The 15945-nt window shown below is 71.7% G+C and carries 13 protein-coding genes and 2 pseudogenes; 13 read left to right on the top strand and 2 right to left on the bottom strand.

Features of this window, described 5'->3' with window-relative positions:
- Positions 1-14: 14 nt before the first annotated feature.
- The 5 genes from KRR39_RS11765 to KRR39_RS11745 all read left to right on the top strand — a co-directional run bounded on the left by KRR39_RS11765 (position 15) and on the right by KRR39_RS11745 (position 3384).
- Complete coding sequence (locus KRR39_RS11765) at positions 15-836, top strand: purine nucleoside phosphorylase YfiH/LACC1 family protein (protein WP_216942201.1); 822 nt, start codon at positions 15-17, stop codon at positions 834-836.
- Positions 833-1537 carry a YggS family pyridoxal phosphate-dependent enzyme gene (locus KRR39_RS11760; protein WP_216942200.1) on the top strand — a complete coding sequence of 235 codons (705 nt, stop codon included), beginning with the start codon at positions 833-835 and terminating at the stop codon, positions 1535-1537. Before KRR39_RS11765 ends, KRR39_RS11760 begins: the two co-directional genes overlap by 4 nt.
- Before the next feature lie 61 nt (positions 1538-1598).
- Complete coding sequence (locus KRR39_RS11755; protein WP_216942199.1) at positions 1599-2093, top strand: cell division protein SepF; 495 nt, start codon at positions 1599-1601, stop codon at positions 2091-2093.
- A gap of 59 nt (positions 2094-2152) precedes the next feature.
- The gene (locus KRR39_RS11750; protein ID WP_216942198.1) at positions 2153-2443 is read left to right on the top strand and encodes a YggT family protein; all 291 of its coding nucleotides are present in this window, start codon (positions 2153-2155) and stop codon (positions 2441-2443) included.
- A 191-nt stretch (positions 2444-2634) separates the two neighbouring features.
- The gene (locus KRR39_RS11745) at positions 2635-3384 is read left to right on the top strand and encodes a DivIVA domain-containing protein (protein WP_216942197.1); all 750 of its coding nucleotides are present in this window, start codon (positions 2635-2637) and stop codon (positions 3382-3384) included.
- A gap of 93 nt (positions 3385-3477) precedes the next feature.
- On the opposite strand, the gene ileS is transcribed toward KRR39_RS11745, so the two are convergent.
- Positions 3478-6666: an isoleucine--tRNA ligase gene (ileS, locus tag KRR39_RS11740; protein ID WP_216942196.1), complete on the bottom strand. Its 3189-nt coding sequence runs from the start codon at positions 6664-6666 to the stop codon at positions 3478-3480.
- A gap of 483 nt (positions 6667-7149) precedes the next feature.
- Complete coding sequence (locus KRR39_RS11735; protein WP_216942195.1) at positions 7150-7686, bottom strand: hypothetical protein; 537 nt, start codon at positions 7684-7686, stop codon at positions 7150-7152.
- On the opposite strand from KRR39_RS11735, the gene KRR39_RS11730 reads away from it, so the two are divergent.
- From KRR39_RS11730 to KRR39_RS11695, 8 genes and pseudogenes are all read left to right on the top strand, one after another.
- Entirely contained in the window at positions 7655-8140 is a 486-nt protein-coding gene (locus tag KRR39_RS11730) for a TraR/DksA family transcriptional regulator (RefSeq protein WP_216942193.1), read from the top strand. The genes KRR39_RS11735 and KRR39_RS11730 overlap by 32 nt on opposite strands.
- Entirely contained in the window at positions 8113-8700 is a 588-nt protein-coding gene (gene lspA, locus KRR39_RS11725; protein WP_216942191.1) for a signal peptidase II, read from the top strand. Before KRR39_RS11730 ends, lspA begins: the two co-directional genes overlap by 28 nt.
- 35 nt (positions 8701-8735) lie before the next feature.
- Positions 8736-9647: an RluA family pseudouridine synthase gene (locus KRR39_RS11720; RefSeq protein WP_216942189.1), complete on the top strand. Its 912-nt coding sequence runs from the start codon at positions 8736-8738 to the stop codon at positions 9645-9647.
- Positions 9637-10389: a GNAT family N-acetyltransferase gene (locus KRR39_RS11715; RefSeq protein WP_216942187.1), complete on the top strand. Its 753-nt coding sequence runs from the start codon at positions 9637-9639 to the stop codon at positions 10387-10389. Before KRR39_RS11720 ends, KRR39_RS11715 begins: the two co-directional genes overlap by 11 nt.
- Before the next feature lie 30 nt (positions 10390-10419).
- Positions 10420-10986, top strand: a pseudogene (locus tag KRR39_RS11710) (DsbA family oxidoreductase); the annotation flags it as partial.
- A 190-nt stretch (positions 10987-11176) separates the two neighbouring features.
- Complete coding sequence (locus tag KRR39_RS11705) at positions 11177-11587, top strand: TIGR03618 family F420-dependent PPOX class oxidoreductase (RefSeq protein WP_216942185.1); 411 nt, start codon at positions 11177-11179, stop codon at positions 11585-11587.
- A gap of 170 nt (positions 11588-11757) precedes the next feature.
- Positions 11758-15313 (top strand): annotated as a pseudogene (gene dnaE, locus KRR39_RS11700) (DNA polymerase III subunit alpha).
- Positions 15313-15915, top strand: a complete 603-nt coding sequence (locus KRR39_RS11695) for a hypothetical protein (RefSeq protein WP_216942183.1) — start codon at positions 15313-15315, stop codon at positions 15913-15915. The pseudogene dnaE and the gene KRR39_RS11695 overlap by 1 nt, the downstream one beginning before the upstream one ends.
- Positions 15916-15945: the final 30 nt, after the last annotated feature.

The following is a 15945-nucleotide window of genomic DNA, read 5'->3' as shown; positions in this document are numbered from 1 at the left end:
GGACAGGAGCTCGAGTGTTCGCCTTCCAGGACACGCTCGGCCCGGTCGAGATCGCGTTCACGGACCGCCACGGAGGAACCAGTGGCGGTCCGTTCGCGTCCCTGAACCTCGCCGAGCCCAACCCCGCGCACGACGCCGACGACGCCGATGACGCCGAAGCCGCCGACGCGGCGGCCGAGCGCGCGTCCGTACGTCGCAACGTCGACCTCGCGGTCCGGGCGTTCACCGGCGTGCAGCCGGGGGCGCCGACCCCGCCCGTCGTACGCATGCGGCAGGTGCACGGGGCCGACGTGCACGTCGTCGGCGCCGGCGACGAGCCGCCGACCGGGGACGGGCTGGTCACCGCCGAGCGGGGCACGGTGCTGATGGTCCGGGTCGCCGACTGCGTCCCGGTGCTGCTGGCCGACCCGGTGCGCGGGATCGTGGCGGCGGTGCACGCCGGCCGGCCGGGCCTGGCCGCCGGGGTGGTGCCGGCCGCCGTGGCCGCGATGGCGTCGCTGGGCGCCGGGCCGGTCACGGCCTGGGTCGGCCCGCACGTGTGCGGTGCCTGCTACGAGGTGCCGGACCGGCTGCGGGCCGAGGTCAGCGCGCTGGTGCCCGAGTCCTACGCGGAGACCTCGTGGGGCACCCCCGCGCTGGACATCGGCGCCGGGGTGCGGGCCCAGCTGCTCGCCGCCGGGTGCGAGGTCCTCGACGCGTCGCGCTGCACCCTCGAGGACGAGGACCTGTTCTCCTACCGCCGCCAGGGCCGGCGCTCCGGCCGGCTCGCCGGCCTGGTCCGGGTGCGGCCGTGGAAGCGCTGGCTCCCGGCACGCAGCTGCGGGGACGCCGGGTGAGCGGGCGACGCGACGAGCTCGCCGGGAACCTCGCGCAGGTCCGCGCCCGGATCGCCGACGCGGCCGGGCGGGCCGGCCGCTCGCCCGAGGAGGTGACGCTGACGGTGGTCACCAAGTTCTTCCCGGCCTCCGACGTCCGCCTGCTCGCCGACCTCGGGGTGCGCCACGTGGGGGAGAACCGGCACCAGGAGGCCGAGGCGAAGGCGGCCGAGTGCGCCGACCTGGGCCTGACCTGGCACTTCATCGGCGGCCTGCAGAGCAACAAGGCGGCGGCCGTCGCGGCCTACGCCGACGTGGTCGAGTCCGTCGACCGCGCCAAGCTGCTCCGCGGGCTGTCCTCGGGCGCCCACCAGCGTGACCACGTCGTGGACGTCCTGGTCCAGGTGAGCCTGGACACAGACCCCGGGGACGGCGGCCGCGCCGGAGTACCTCCCGTCGACGTCGAGCGGCTCGCCGAGCAGGTGGCCGCCACCGAGGGCCTCCGGCTCCGCGGAGTGATGGCGGTGGCGCCGCTGGGGGAGGATCCCCTGCCTGCGTTCGCGAAACTCGCCGAGATCGCGGCCTCGGTGCGCAGCATCGAGCCGTCCGCGACCTGGATCTCGGCCGGGATGAGCGGCGACCTCGAGGCTGCCGTCGAATCCGGCGCGACACACGTGCGGATAGGCAGCGCGGTGCTCGGTAGCCGGCCCGCCAGACGGTAGGGTCGAGATCGCAGCAGCGTGCCCCATCCGGGGGCCCGCAGATGTACCGGAGGCAGAAGTCATGGGCAGCGCGATGCGCAAGATGGGTGTCTACCTTGGCCTGCTCGAGGACACCGAGCGCTACGACGACGAGTACTACGACGAGTACGACGAGCGTCCCCAGCGTGGTGCCACCGAGGAGCCGGCCCGCCCGGCCCCCGTCGCGAACATCTCCGAGCGTCGCCGCCCGCAGGCCGCCCAGCCGCACGTCGCCCCGCAGGCGACCGTGGCCGAGCTGTCCCGGATCACCACGCTGCACCCGCGCACCTACAACGAGGCGCGCAGCATCGGGGAGAACTTCCGCGAGGGCGTCCCGGTGATCATGAACCTCTCCGAGATGGACGACATGGACGCCAAGCGTCTCGTCGACTTCGCCGCCGGGCTCGTGTTCGCCGTCCGGGGCACCATCGAGCGGGTCACCAACAAGGTGTTCCTGCTCTCGCCGCCGAACGTCTCGGTCGCCGCCGAGGACAAGCAGCGCATCGCGGACGCCGGCGGCTTCTTCAACCAGAGCTGACCCCGGCGGCGGGTGTCGCGCCCGGCCGAGTTGGCGGTTCCTGGCTAGACTTCGGCCTTGTGCAAACCGTCGGCGCGATCCTCCTGCTGGTCCTCAACGTCTTCCTGGGCCTGATGCTCATCCGCCTTGTCGTGGACTGGGTGCAGGTCTTCGCCCGCTCCTGGAGCCCCAAGGGCCCGGTGCTGTTCGTGCTGGAGATCGTCTACACGATCACCGACCCGCCGATCCTGTTCGTACGGCGCTTCGTGCCGCCGCTGCGGCTCGGCGCCGTGATGCTCGACACGAGCTTCCTGATCGTCCTGGTGGTCGTGTACCTGCTGCAGATCCTGGTCGGCAACCTCTTCTTCTAGGGACACCTCCGGACGAACGCCCGCTCGCGTGGTGGGGAACGTCCCGATCTGGGTATCCTTCCCCGGAGCCACGCAGGTCGCCCCCCTGGAAAGCCGGGACCCCGTTCCGGAGTACGGTGGGCACGCCGTGGCAGCAGGACGCACGACGCCACTGCACCACCAGACGACGACTACGAACAAAGGGTGAGGTCATGCCGCTGACGCCTGAGGACGTGAGCAACAAGCGCTTTACTCCTGTCCGGCTCCGTGAGGGCTACGACATGGGCGAGGTCGACCAGTTCCTCGACGAGGTCGAGGCCGAGCTGGCCCGACTGACTCGTGAGAACGAGGACCTGCGCAGCAAGCTCTCCGCCGCCCAGCAGGGTGGCGGCTCGGCTCCGGCCACCGCTCCCGTCCAGGAGAAGGCTCCCGAGCCCGTCAAGGCTCCCGAGAAGGTGGCAGCCCCCGCTCCCGCGGCGGCCGCTCCGGTCGAGACCATCAAGGTCACGACGGTCGCCGACGCCTCCAGCGCCGCGGCCCGGCTGCTGGAGATCGCCACCCGCAACGCCCACGAGCTCGTCGGCGAGGCGAAGGACGAGGCCGACAAGATCGTCGGCGAGGCCCGCACCAAGGCCGAGCGCCTGGAGTCCGAGAGCAAGATCAAGGCCGACCGCGTCGAGTCCGACGCCCGGACCCGGTCGCAGATGCTCGACTCCGAGACCGCGGAGCGTCGCGAGCAGCTCTTCGGCGACCTCGAGAAGGAGAAGGACAAGCTCAACGCGGAGGTGGAGAACCTGCGCTCGTTCGAGCGTGAGTACCGCTCCCGGCTGAAGAGCTACTTCCAGCAGCAGCTGTCTGCGCTCGACGGCAGCGGCGAGGGCGCGGTCCTCGAGGGCAGCGACCACGCTCCCAAGCGGCTGAAGTCCCTCCTGGGCGACGAGAACGACCACCAGAACGGCTGACCCACCCACCACCGGCCCCGGCCGGTGACGCACGACGCGACGAGGCCGGTGCCCCCACCAGGGGCACCGGCCTCGTGCTGCGTCCGCTCCCGGTCACGCCGGGGCGGCGACCACCTCGACGGTGAACGTCAGCCCGAGCTCGTCGTCGGTCTCCGGTGCGCCGCCGTCGAGGTCCGCGACCGAGCCCGCACGCTCGGGACCGGCCGGGGCGAGCACCTCCTCGGCCACCGTCCCGCCGTGCAGCTCGATCGCCTCGGCGGTCTCGCCCTCGGCGAACCACCGCAGCCGGATCCGGTCGCTGACGTCGAAGCCGCTGGTCTTGCGGGCCTCCTGGACCCGTCGTACGACGCCGCGCGCGAGGCCGAGCAGCCGCAGCTCGTCGGTGATCTCGAGGTCGAGGGCGACGGTCTCGCCCTGCTCGTTGACCACCGACCAGCCCTCGCGCGGGCGCTCGGAGACGATCACCTCGTCGGCGAGCACCTCGAGCCGCTCGCCCTCGACGGTGACCGTGGTCCGGCCGCCCTCGGCCAGGTCGGCGGCCAACCGGGTGGCGTCGGCGGCGGCGATCGCGGCCGCGACGACCGGGGTCTGCTTGCCGAAGCGCTTGCCCAGTGCCCGGAAGTTGCCCTTCGCGGAGAAGTCCACGAGGTCGGCGCCGGCGGAGGACAGCGGCTCGACCGCGAGCACGTTCAGCTCGTCGGCGACCTCCCGGCGGAGCTCGTCGGTGAGCCGGGACCACGCCGAGGAGGCGACCAGGGCCCGGCGCAGCGGCTGCCGGGTCCGCACCTTCGCGTCCGCGCGGGCCGCCCGGCCGAGCTCGACGAGCCGACGGGTCAGCGACATCTGCGCGCCGAGCTCGTCGTCGACGAGGCTGCCGTCGACGCGCGGCCACGCCGCCAGGTGCACCGACTCGGGCAGCTCGTCGGAGGTGGCGGCGAACATGTCCTGCCACACCCGCTCGGTGATGAACGGCGTGAGCGGCGCCATCAGCAGCGTGACGACGTAGACGCACTCGTGCAGGGTGGCGAGCGCGGCGGGGTCGCCGGCCCAGAAGCGCCGCCGCGAACGACGGACGTACCAGTTGGACAGGTCGTCGACGTACGCCGCCAGCAGGCTGCCCGCGCGCTGGGTGTCGAACACCTCCAGCGCCTCGGTGACGCCGGCCGCGAGCCGGTGCGCCTCCGAGAGCGCCCACCGGTCCAGGACCGGCCGGTCGGCCAGCTCCGGGGCCGGGTCGCCGGGTGACCAGCCGGACGTGCGGGCGTAGAGCACCTGGAACGCGACCGTGTTCCAGTAGGTCAGCAGCACCTTCCGGACGGTCTCCTGGATGCTGGCGTGGCCCACCCGGCGGGCCGCCCACGGCGAGCCGGACGCGGCCATGAACCAGCGCACGGCGTCGGCGCCGTGCTGGTCCATCAGCGGCATCGGCTCGAGGATGTTGCCGAGGTGCTTGGACATCTTCCGGCCGTCCTCGGCCAGGATGTGGCCCAGGCAGAGCACGTTCTTGTACGACGACTCGTCGAAGACCAGCGTGCCGATCGCCATCAGCGTGTAGAACCAGCCGCGGGTCTGGTCGATCGCCTCGCAGATGAAGTCCGCGGGGTAGGCCGCCTCGAAGGCCTGCTCGGAGCCGGGCGCGTGCGGGTAGCCCCACTGCGCGAACGGCATCGAGCCGCTGTCGAACCAGGCGTCGATGACCTCGGGCACCCGGCGGGCCTCCTCGCCGCACTCCGGGCAGGCGAGCGTCACGTCGTCGACGAACGGCCGGTGCGGGTCGAGCTCGGACTGGTCGGTCCCGGACAGCTCGGACAGCTCGGCGAGCGACCCGACGCAGGTCTGGTGCCCCTCGGCGCAGCGCCAGATCGGCAGCGGCGTGCCCCAGTAGCGGCTGCGCGACAGCGCCCAGTCGACGTTGTTGGTCAGCCAGTCGCCGTACCGGCCCCACTGGATCGTCTCGGGGAACCAGTGGGTCTTCTCGTTCTCGCGCAGCAGGGCGTCCTTGACCTGGGTGGTCCGGACGTACCACGAGGGCTGGGCGTAGTACATGAGCGGCGTGTGGCAGCGCCAGCAGTGCGGGTAGCTGTGCTCGTAGGCGACGTGCCGGAACAGCAGCCCGCGGGTCTCGAGGTCCTTGACCAGGTCCGCGTCGGCGTGCTTGAAGAACTGCCCGCCCACCAGCGGCACGTCGGCGCCGAAGTGCCCGTCCGGCTGCACCGGTACGACGACCGGCAGGCCGTAGGACCGGCAGACCGCCATGTCGTCCTCGCCGAAGGCGGGGGACTGGTGCACCAGGCCGGTGCCGTCCTCGGTGGTGACGTAGTCGGCGAGCACCACGAGGTGCGGGGCGGTGCCGCCGGCCTCGACCGGCGGGAACTCCACGAGCTCGAAGGGCCGCTGGTAGGTCCAGCGCTCCATGTCGGCGCCGAGCACGGTCTCCTGCACCGTCCAGCCCTCGCCCAGCACGGCCCCCAGCAGCGGCTCGGCGACCACGAGGGTCTCGGTGCCGTCGGTGGCCGCGACGTAGGTGACGTCCGGGCGGACCGCCACCGCGGTGTTGGACACCAGCGTCCACGGCGTGGTGGTCCACACCAGCAGCGACGCTCCCGGGCGATCAGCGGTGCCCGCGAGCGGGCCGGAGGTCAGCGGGAACCGGACGTAGACGCTCGGGTCGGTGACGGTCTCGTAGCCCTGGGCGACCTCGTGGTCGGACAGGCCCGTCCCGTCCCGCGGGCAGTACGGCGCCACGCGGTAGTCCTGGACCAGCAGGCCGCGGGAGTGGATCTGCTTGAGGGCCCACCACACCGACTCGACGTAGGCCGGGTCCATGGTGCGGTAGGGGTCGGAGGTGTCGACCCAGTAGCCCATCCGCTCGGTCATCTCCTCGAAGGCGTCGACGTGCCGCAGCACGGACTCCCGGCACCTGGCGTTGAACTCCGCGACGCCGTACCTCTCGATGTCGGCCTTGCCGGTGAAGCCGAGCTCCTTCTCCACCGCGAGCTCGACGGGCAGCCCGTGGCAGTCCCAGCCGGCCTTCCGCTCGACGAGGTAGCCCTGCATCGTCTTGAACCGCGGGAAGACGTCCTTGAAGACCCGCGCCTCGACGTGGTGCGTGCCCGGGCGGCCGTTGGCGGTCGGGGGACCCTCGAAGAACGTCCAGCGGGGTCGGTCGCCGGCGCGGTCCAGCGACTTGTCGAAGGTCTGGTGGTCCCGCCAGAAGTCGAGCACCTCGTGCTCGAGGGCGGGGAGGTCCACCTGGGGTGGGACGGGTCGGTACTCGCTCACGGCTGGTCCTTCGGTACGTCGCTTCGGCCTGGGTGCTGCGGGGCTGAAGGGACGAGGAGGTCGGTGTGCTGCACCGGCCGCTCCCGCGGTACCACCCTTCTTGGCGGCCCGGATGCTGCTGGGCCGCCCACTCTTCTCCACCGCTGCCGGGTCTACCTGCCTGCCCCGGGCGGGGCGGGCGCTCTTCCGGCGGCTCGGGGTGATCTTCGCTCCGGACAACACCCCCGGGCTCTCACCGTCCCCGGGTCGCTGGCGGCTGTCCTCGGGGCTACTCGTCCCGTCCACGCCGTGCGGTCGGGACAAGTCTGCCAGACCGGGTGCCGCTGGTTCACGCGGGTTTGGCCCGGCTTGCAACCAGACTCGCGGACGGTCGCCGGAAATTTACCGGATCGTGGGCGCGATTGGTTGTCTGGTGTGCGGGTGCGGCATATCCTCACCGCACGCGTGTGGCAGCTCACAGTGGCCACACGTTCCTTGATGTATTCACGGTTTTTGAGGGGGCCGCGAGCACATGGCACGCAGCACTGCACGCAAGCTGGCCGGCTCGACGGTCGCCGCGGCGAAGCGGGTGACGCGTTCGGCGGTCACCGGCCGGGCCTCTGCGTCCACCAAGAAGACCGCGAAGAAGACCGCGGAGAAGACCGCGGCTGCGCCGGCGAAGAAGGCGCCGGTCGCGAAGAAGGCGCCGGTCGCGAAGAAGGCGCCGGTCGCGAAGAAGGCGCCGGCCGCGAAGAAGACCGCGCCGGCGAAGAAGGCGCCCGCCAGGAAGGCGCCGGCGGCGAAGAAGACGCCCGCCACCAAGACGGCCGCCACCAAGAAGGTCAGCACGTCGCCCACGAAGCGGGCGACCACGAAGTCGGCGACCCGGGCGCCGGCCCCGACGACGGCGAGGAAGACGTCGAAGCGGACGTCGAGCGCCGCCCCCCAGAAGTTGCCTGCCGTGAAGAAGACCGCGGACAGCCCGAAGACTGCAGCGAAGAAGGCCCCGGTGACCACTCCGACCCAGAAGGCGGCGGCCAAGAAGGCTCCCGCCACGACACCAGCCACCAAGAAGACAGCGGCCAGGAAGTCCACGGCCCCGGCGAAGCTCGCGGTGAAGGCCGACGAGAGCCCGTGGACCAAGGCCGAGCTGGCCGAGGTGCGCGGCGACCTCAACGCCGACCGCGAACGGCTCCGCTCCGAGCTCAACCTGGCCGAGCACGAGCTGCACGACCTGATGCGGGACGCGGGCGACGGCGCCGGCAACGACCAGGCCGACGTCGGCTCGACGACGTTCGAGCGCGACCACGAGATGAGCCTGGCCAACAACGCGCGGGAGATGCTCGCCCAGACCGAGCGGGCCCTGGCCCGCATCGAGGACGGCACCTACGGCGTCTGCGAGATCGGCGGGGAGCCGATCGGCAAGATGCGGTTGATGGCTTTTCCGCGTGCGACACTGTGCCTGTCATGCAAGCAGCGCGAGGAGCGTCGCTGAACTCCAGCGACTCGACCACTTCCCCCACCGACCCCGTCGAGCGTCCGCGGGCGCGTCCGGGTGCCCTGGTGGTGTTCGCCGTGATCGCCGCGGTCGGCTACACCGTCGACGTGGTCACCAAGGTGCTGGCCGTCCAGCACCTCACCGGCCGCCCGCCGGTGCAGGTCGTCGGTGACCTGGTGACCCTCTACCTCGCCCGCAACCCCGGAGCCGCGTTCAGCACCGGCACGTCGTACACCCTCGTGCTCACCTGCGTCGCGATCGCCGCCGCGGTCGCGGTGCTGTGGACGGTCCGCCGGCTGCGCAGCACCGGCTGGGCGATCGGCCTGGGGTTCCTGATGGCCGGCATCCTCGGCAACCTCACCGACCGGGTGTTCCGCTCGCCGGGCTTCCTGCGCGGTCACGTCGTGGACTTCGTGCAGCTGCCGAACTGGCCGATCTTCAACGTCGCCGACGTCTGCATCAACATCGCAGCCGGCGTCCTCATCCTCCAGGCCGTGCGAGGGATGTCCGTCAACGGCACCCGCTCGCGCGGCGCCGACCCCGCCGGCGCCTCGTGACGGGCCCCGACTTCTCCGGTCACGAGCGGCGCACGGTGACGGTTCCCGACGGCCTCGCCGGCGAGCGCGTGGACGCCGCGATCGCCCGGATGTTCGGGCTCTCGCGCACCCGCGCCGCCGAGCTGATCCTCAGCGGGCACGTCAGCGTCGACGGGGAACCGCCCGCGAAGTCCGACCGGGTCGAGCCCGGCTCCATGCTGGACGTCGCGATCCCCGCCGCCGTCGACCCGTTCGCCGTCGTCCCGGAGACCGTCGAGGGCATCAAGATCATCCACGACGACGACGCCATCGTGGTGATCGACAAGCCCGTCGGCGTCGCCGTGCACCCCAGCCCGGGCTGGACCGGTCCCACGGTCGTCGGGCACCTCGTCGCGGCCGGCTTCCGGATCTCGACCAGCGGCGCCGCCGAGCGCCAGGGCATCGTGCAGCGGCTCGACGTCGGCACTTCCGGCGTGATGGTGATCGCCAAGTCCGAGCGGGCCTACTCCGTGCTCAAGAACGCCTTCCGGCAGCGGACCGTCGACAAGACCTACCACGCCCTGGTCCAGGGGCACCCGGACCCGCTGTCGGGCACCGTGGACGCGCCGATCGCCCGGCACCCCAAGCACGACTACAAGTTCACCGTCCGCGCCGACGGCAAGGCGAGCATCACCCACTACGAGACCCTCGAGGCGCACCGGTTCGCCACCCTGCTCGAGGTGCACCTCGAGACCGGCCGCACGCACCAGATCCGGGTGCACATGGCGGCGCTCAAGCACCCCTGCGTCGGCGACATCACCTACGGCGCCGACCCGACGCTGTCCGAGCGGGTCGGGCTCACCCGGCAGTGGCTGCACGCGGTCCGGCTGGGCTTCGAGCACCCCGAGTCCGGTGAGCAGGTCGAGTACGAGTCGGAGTACCCCGACGACCTCCAGCACGCCCTGGACACCCTGCGCGATGCCGTCTGAGCCGGACCTGACGGTGCGGCCGGCGACCCCTGAGGACGCCGACGCGCTCGCCACGCTCTACCTCTCCGCCCGGGCCGCGGCGTTCCCCGCGGTGCCGCCAACGGTGCACCCCGAGCCCGCCGTGCGCCGGTGGATGCGCTCGCTGTTCGACGTCGACGGCGTCGAGGTGTGGCTGGCCGAGCGGGGCGACGTACCCGTGGGGCTGCTGGTGCTCGAGGACGACTGGCTGCACTCCCTGTACGTCGACCCGCGACTCACCGGGCAGGGCATCGGGTCCACGCTGCTGGAGCTGGCGAAGGGCCTGCGCCCCGGCGGGTTCGGGCTGTGGGTGTTCGAGGCGAACGCCGGGGCGCAGCGGTTCTACGCGCGGCACGGCCTCGGCGTCGTACGACGGACCGACGGCTCGGACAACGAGGAGGGCGAGCCGGACCTGGAGATGGCCTGGCCGGACCCGTCCTCGCTGCCCGGGCTGCGCCGGCGGATCGACGCCGTCGACGACCGGCTCGCGGCCCTGCTGGCCGAGCGGGCCGGCCTGACCGCTCGGGTGCAGGAGCTCAAGGACGTCCCCGGCGAGGCCGGCCGCGACCGGCGCCGCGAGGACGAGATCGTCGCGCGGATGGCCCGGGTCGCGCCGTCGCTGGGGGAGGAGCGGCTGCGCCGGATCATGGCGCAGGTGATCGCCGAGAGCCTCGACGCGGCCGCCCGACCCGGGACGGAACAGAACGGACCTTCAGGGAGTTGAGCCGGTGAGCCAACCGTTGAAGGAGAAACCGTGAAGGTCGAGATCTGGTCCGACGTCGTGTGCCCCTGGTGCTACATCGGGAAGCGCCGCTTCGAGGCGGCGCTGGCGCAGTTCGCGCACCGCGACGAGGTCGAGGTGGAGTGGCGCAGCTTCGAGCTCGACCCCACCACCGAGTCCGCGCACGCCGCCGGGGAGGGCCCCGCGCACGCGGAGCTGATCGCCGCGAAGTACGGCATGCCGCTCGACCGTGCCGAGGCGGCCGTCGCGTCGGTGACCGAGGCCGCCGCCGGCGAGGGCTTGGAGTTCCACCTGGACAGCTCGCTGCGCTCCAACACCTTCGACGCGCACCGGCTGGTCCACCTCGCCGCCGACCGCGGGCTCCAGGACGCGGCCAAGGAGCGGTTCATGCGGGCCTACTTCAGCGAGAGCCAGCCCGTCGGGGACGCCGCCACGCTGGTCCGGCTGGCCGTCGAGGCCGGTCTCGACCGTGCGGAGGCCGAGCAGGTGCTGGCCGGGGACGGCTACGCGGACGCCGTGCGCGCCGACGAGGCCGAGGCCCGGGCGCTGGGGATCAGCGGGGTGCCGTTCTTCGTGGTGGACCGGAAGTTCGGCGTGTCCGGGGCGCAGCCCGCCGACCAGCTGCTCGCGGTGCTGGACCGGGCCTGGTCCGAGCGCGCCCCGCTGACCCTGGTGGGATCCGCGGCGGTGGGTACGCCGGAGGGGGACCGACCAGGCCTGCGGCCCCGACGGCTGCCCGATCTGACCGCCCACCGACCGGAGGACCACCATGCCCGCAGCACCCCTGCCCGACGACGTGCTGGCGATGCTCGCCAAGCCGAACCCCGCGGTGATCGTGTCGCTGCGACCGGACGGCCAGCCGGTGTCCGTGGCCACCTGGTACCTCCTCGAGGAGGACGGCCGGCTGCTGGTCAACATGGACGAGGGACGCAAGCGGCTGGACTACCTCCGCCGGGACCCGCGGGTCTCGTTGACCGCCCTCGACGAGGCGTCCTGGTACACCCACGTGAGCGTCCAGGGGAGGGTCGTGGAGCTCCGCGACGACCCCGACCTGGCCGACATCGACCGGCTCTCACGGCACTACGGCGGGGAGGCCTACCGCAACCGTGACCGGCGCCGGGTGAGCGCCTGGATCGAGGTCGACTCCTGGCACGGCTGGGGCGCGGCCGCCCGGTCCTGACCCGGCCCCCGGCCGGCGGCGGTCCCGATGCTGGGATGTCGGAGGGTCCTGCCACCATCGACTCCTCGGGTCCCGTAGGCTGGCCGCTCTTCCCCACGATGCCAGGCCGCGGTTCCCCGTAGGTCCGTTTTGTGGTGCGCTCATGAGTTCGGAAAGGGGCAGATCTGCCCATGCCAGGCGGTTCAGGCAGCAGCTCGGACGACTTCGTCCACCTGCACGTGCACACCGAGTACTCCATGCTCGACGGGGCCTCGCTGCTCGACGGACTCTTCTCCCGCGTGGCCGAGCTCGAGATGCCGGCGGTCGCGATGACCGACCACGGCAACCTCCACGGTGCCTTCGACTTCTACGCGAAGGCGAAGCGGCACGGCGTGAAGCCGATCATCGGGATCGAGGCCTACCTCACCCCCGACACGTCCCGCTTCGAGAAGCGCCGGGTGCGGTGGGGCAAGGGGGACGCCGCCGAGGAAGGCGGCAAGGACGTCGCGGGCGGCGGTGCCTACACCCACATGACGATGTGGGCCGAGTCCACGGAGGGCATGCACAACCTCTTCCGCCTCGCCAGCCTGTCCAGCCTGGAGGGCTACTACTACAAGCCCCGCATGGACCGCGAGCTCCTCCAGCGCTACTCGGGGGGGGATCATCGCGAGCACCGGCTGCCTGTCCGGCGAGATCCAGACCCGCCTCACCCTCGGTCAGTACGACGAGGCGCTGCGGGCGGCCGGCGAGTTCCAGGACATCTTCGGCAAGGACAACTTCTTCCTCGAACTGATGGACCACGGCATCGCCGCCGAGCGGGCCACCCGCGCTGACCTGCTCCGCATCGCCAAGACCCTCGACCTGCCGACCGTCGTCACCAACGACACGCACTACAACCGCCCGGAGGACGCCGCCGCCCAGGACGCGCTCATCTGCGTCGCCTCCGGCAAGCGGCTCTCCGACACCAACCGGCTCAAGTTCGACGGCGGCGGGTACTACATCAAGTCCGCGGCCGAGATGCGCGAGCTGTGGGCGGACTTCCCCGAGGCCTGCGACAACACCCTCGCCATCGCCGAGCGCTGCGAGGTGGAGTTCGTCGAGTCCACCGGCGGCTACATGGCCCGCGCCGACATCCCGGCCGGCGAGACCGAGGAGAGCTGGTTCCGCAAGGAGGTGTGGCGCGGCATCGAGGCCCGCTACCCCGGCGAGCGCCTGACGCAGCAGGTCAAGGACCGCGTCGAGATGGAGCTCGCGATCATCTCGACGAAGGGCTACTGCGGCTACTACCTCGTCGTCGCCGACTTCATCCAGTGGTCCAAGGACAACGGCATCCGTGTCGGTCCCGGCCGGGGGTCCGGCGCCGGGTCCATCGCGGCCTACGCGTTGCGCATCACCGACCTGTGCCCGCTCGAGCACGGACTGTTCTTCGAGCGGTTCCTCAACCCCGAGCGTCCCTCGATGCCGGACTTCGACATCGACTTCGACGACCACCGCCGCGGTGAGGTGATCGCCTACGTCACCGCGAAGTACGGCGCCGACCGGGTCGCCCAGATCGCCACCTTCGGCCGGCTCAAGTCCAAGGCCGCGATCAAGGACGCCGCCCGGGTGCTCGACCACGGGTTCGCCATCTCCGACCGGATCACCAAGGCGCTCCCGCCCGACGTGATGGGCAAGGGCGTGCCCCTCGGCGCCATCTTCGACCGCGACCACAAGCGCTACGCCGAGGGCGGCGAGTTCCGGGCGCTGCACGACGCGGAGGTCGACGTCCGGACGATCTTCCAGACCGCCCTCGGGCTCGAGGGGCAGATCCGCAACTGGGGCGTGCACGCGGCCGGCGTGATCATGTCCAGCGAGCCGCTGATCGACATCGTGCCGATCATGTCCCGCCCGCAGGACGGTGCGGTCATCACCCAGTTCGACTACCCGATGTGCGAGGCGCTCGGGCTGGTCAAGATGGACTTCCTGGGCCTGAGCAACCTGCACACGCTCGAGGACGCCCTGGCGAACATCGCGGCCAACCGTGACGAGACCGTCGTGCTCGAGGAGCTGCCGTTCGACGACGTGGCGACCTACGAGCTCATGGGCCGGGGCGACACCCTCGGCGTCTTCCAGCTCGACGGTGGCGGCATGCGCGCGCTGCTGCGCTCGATGCGGCCCGACCAGTTCGCCGACATCACGGCGGTCAGCGCGCTCTACCGGCCGGGCCCGATGGGCGCGGACTCCCACAACAAGTACGCCCGCCGCAAGAACGGTCGCGAGCCGATCGACCCGATCCACCCGGCGCTGGCAGAGGCCCTCGAGCCGGTGCTGGGGGAGACCTACGGCCTGATCGTCTACCAGGAGCAGGTCATGGCGATCGCCCAGGCGCTCGCCGGCTTCACCCTGGGCGCCGCGGACAACCTCCGCCGCGCGATGGGCAAGAAGAAGAAGTCGGAGCTGGACAAGCAGTACGCCGGCTTCCAGGCCGGCATGCTGGAGCGGGGCTTCCCGCAGGACGCCATCGACACGCTCTGGGCGATCCTGCTGCCGTTCTCCGACTACGCGTTCAACAAGTCGCACTCCGCGGCCTACGGCGTCATCACCTACTGGACCGCCTACCTCAAGGCCAACTACCCCGCCGAGTACATGGCCGCCCTCCTGACGTCCGTCAAGGACGACAAGGACAAGATGGCGATCTACCTCAACGAGTGCCGCAAGATGAAGATCCAGGTGCTGCCGCCCGACGTCAACGAGTCGTCGTCCAACTTCACGCCGGTGGGCCGCGACATCCGCTTCGGCCTGACCGCCATCCGCAACGTCGGGCACAACGTCGTCGACGGCATCGTCGCCGCCCGCGAGTCGCAGGGCCGGTTCACCGACTTCAACGACTTCCTGTCCAAGGTGCCCGTGCAGGTGTGCAACAAGCGCGTGATCGAGTCGTTGGTCAAGGCCGGGGCCTTCGACGACATGAAGCACCGCCGTCGTGCGCTGGTCGCGATCCACGAGGCGGCCGTCGACCAGTACGTCGACATCAAGCGCAACGAGGCGATCGGGCAGGACTCCCTGTTCGGCGGTCTCGACGAGGACGCCGGGTTCGGGGTCTCGGTGACGGTGCCCGACATCGACGACTGGGACAAGATGACCCTGCTCGGCCACGAGCGGGAGATGCTCGGGCTCTACGTCTCCGACCACCCGCTCCTCGGACTCGAGCACATCCTGTCCGCCTCGGCCGACTGCACCATCGGCCAGCTGCTGCTCGACGAGGACCGGGCCGACGGGTCGACGGTCACCGTGTCCGGCCTGATCACCTCGGTCCAGCGCAAGATCACCAAGCGCGGCGACGCGTGGGCGATGTTCACCCTCGAGGACCTCGAGGGCGGCATCGACGTGCTGCTGTTCCCCAGCGCCTACCAGCTGGCCAGCACGCTGCTCAACGAGGACGCGATCGTCACCGTCAAGGGCCGGCTCTCCCGGTCCAAGGACCAGCCGGAGCTGCACGGCCAGGAGATCAGCGTGCCCGACCTCGCGGACGGCCCGTCCGGCCCGGTGGTGATCTCGATGCCGTCGACCCGGTGCACGATGCCGGTCGTCGAGCAGCTCAAGGACGTCCTGGGCACCCACCCTGGTGTCACGGAAGTACGGTTGCGGTTGATGACCAAGACCTCCACCACCGTGATGAAGCTGGACGACCGCCTGAGGGTGGCGGCGAGCCCGGCGCTGTTCGCCGACCTCAAGGCGCTGCTCGGGCCGCACTGCCTGGCCGGCTGATGGCGGGATCTCCCCGGAGCCCGGCCTCCGGCCGGGACGTCGCCGTCGTGCTCGGCGTGCTGGTCGCCCTCGGCGTCCTGTGCGGCGTGCTGTGGTGGCTGCTGTGGGACCCCGCGGCCTACACGAAGACCGCGGACGGCGGCGTGATGGGGGAGACCGACCTGAGCCGTCGGTTCGCGGCGGACGGCCTGTACGCCGTGATCGCCGGCGTCGCGGGCCTGCTCAGCGGGCTCGGCCTGACCTGGTGGCGCACCCGTGACCCGCTGCTCACCAGCGCCGCCCTGCTGGTGGGGTCGGTGCTCGCCGCCGTGGTGATGGCGCTGACCGGTCACCTGCTCGGCCCCGGCGACCCCGGTGCGGCGCTGGCGGCCGCGAAGGTCGGCGCGCGCGTCCCGGAGCGGCTCGGCGTGGACGCCTTCACCGTCTACCTCGCCTGGCCGGTCGCGGTGCTCGCCGGTGCCCTCGTGGTGCTCCTCGGGACCGCTCCGGTGCGCGCGGTGGGCCCGGCCGACGAGAGCCCGACGGACGCCGGCGCGCGGCACCACGAGGGCCGTCCGGACGGCGCTCCCGAGTCGTCTGCGCGGACTCCCGAGGCCCGTTAGGCTGGCTCCCCAGCACCGACCCGTCCGGGT

Origin of the sequence: Nocardioides panacis, assembly GCF_019039255.1 — a bacterium.
GTDB lineage: Bacteria > Actinomycetota > Actinomycetes > Propionibacteriales > Nocardioidaceae > Nocardioides_B > Nocardioides_B panacis.
This window is presented reverse-complemented; position numbering and strand designations above follow the sequence as displayed.

What these genes read in the sequence shown, in the direction of transcription:
- KRR39_RS11755 (WP_216942199.1), top strand. Translation starts at nt 1,599, where the DNA reads ATGGGCAGCGCGATGCGCAAGATGGGTGTCTACCTTGGCCTGCTCGAG.
- KRR39_RS11745 (WP_216942197.1), top strand. Translation starts at nt 2,635, where the DNA reads ATGCCGCTGACGCCTGAGGACGTGAGCAACAAGCGCTTTACTCCTGTC.
- lspA (WP_216942191.1), top strand. Translation starts at nt 8,113, where the DNA reads ATGCAAGCAGCGCGAGGAGCGTCGCTGAACTCCAGCGACTCGACCACT.
- KRR39_RS11715 (WP_216942187.1), top strand. Translation starts at nt 9,637, where the DNA reads ATGCCGTCTGAGCCGGACCTGACGGTGCGGCCGGCGACCCCTGAGGAC.
- KRR39_RS11705 (WP_216942185.1), top strand. Translation starts at nt 11,177, where the DNA reads ATGCCCGCAGCACCCCTGCCCGACGACGTGCTGGCGATGCTCGCCAAG.
- KRR39_RS11695 (WP_216942183.1), top strand. Translation starts at nt 15,313, where the DNA reads ATGGCGGGATCTCCCCGGAGCCCGGCCTCCGGCCGGGACGTCGCCGTC.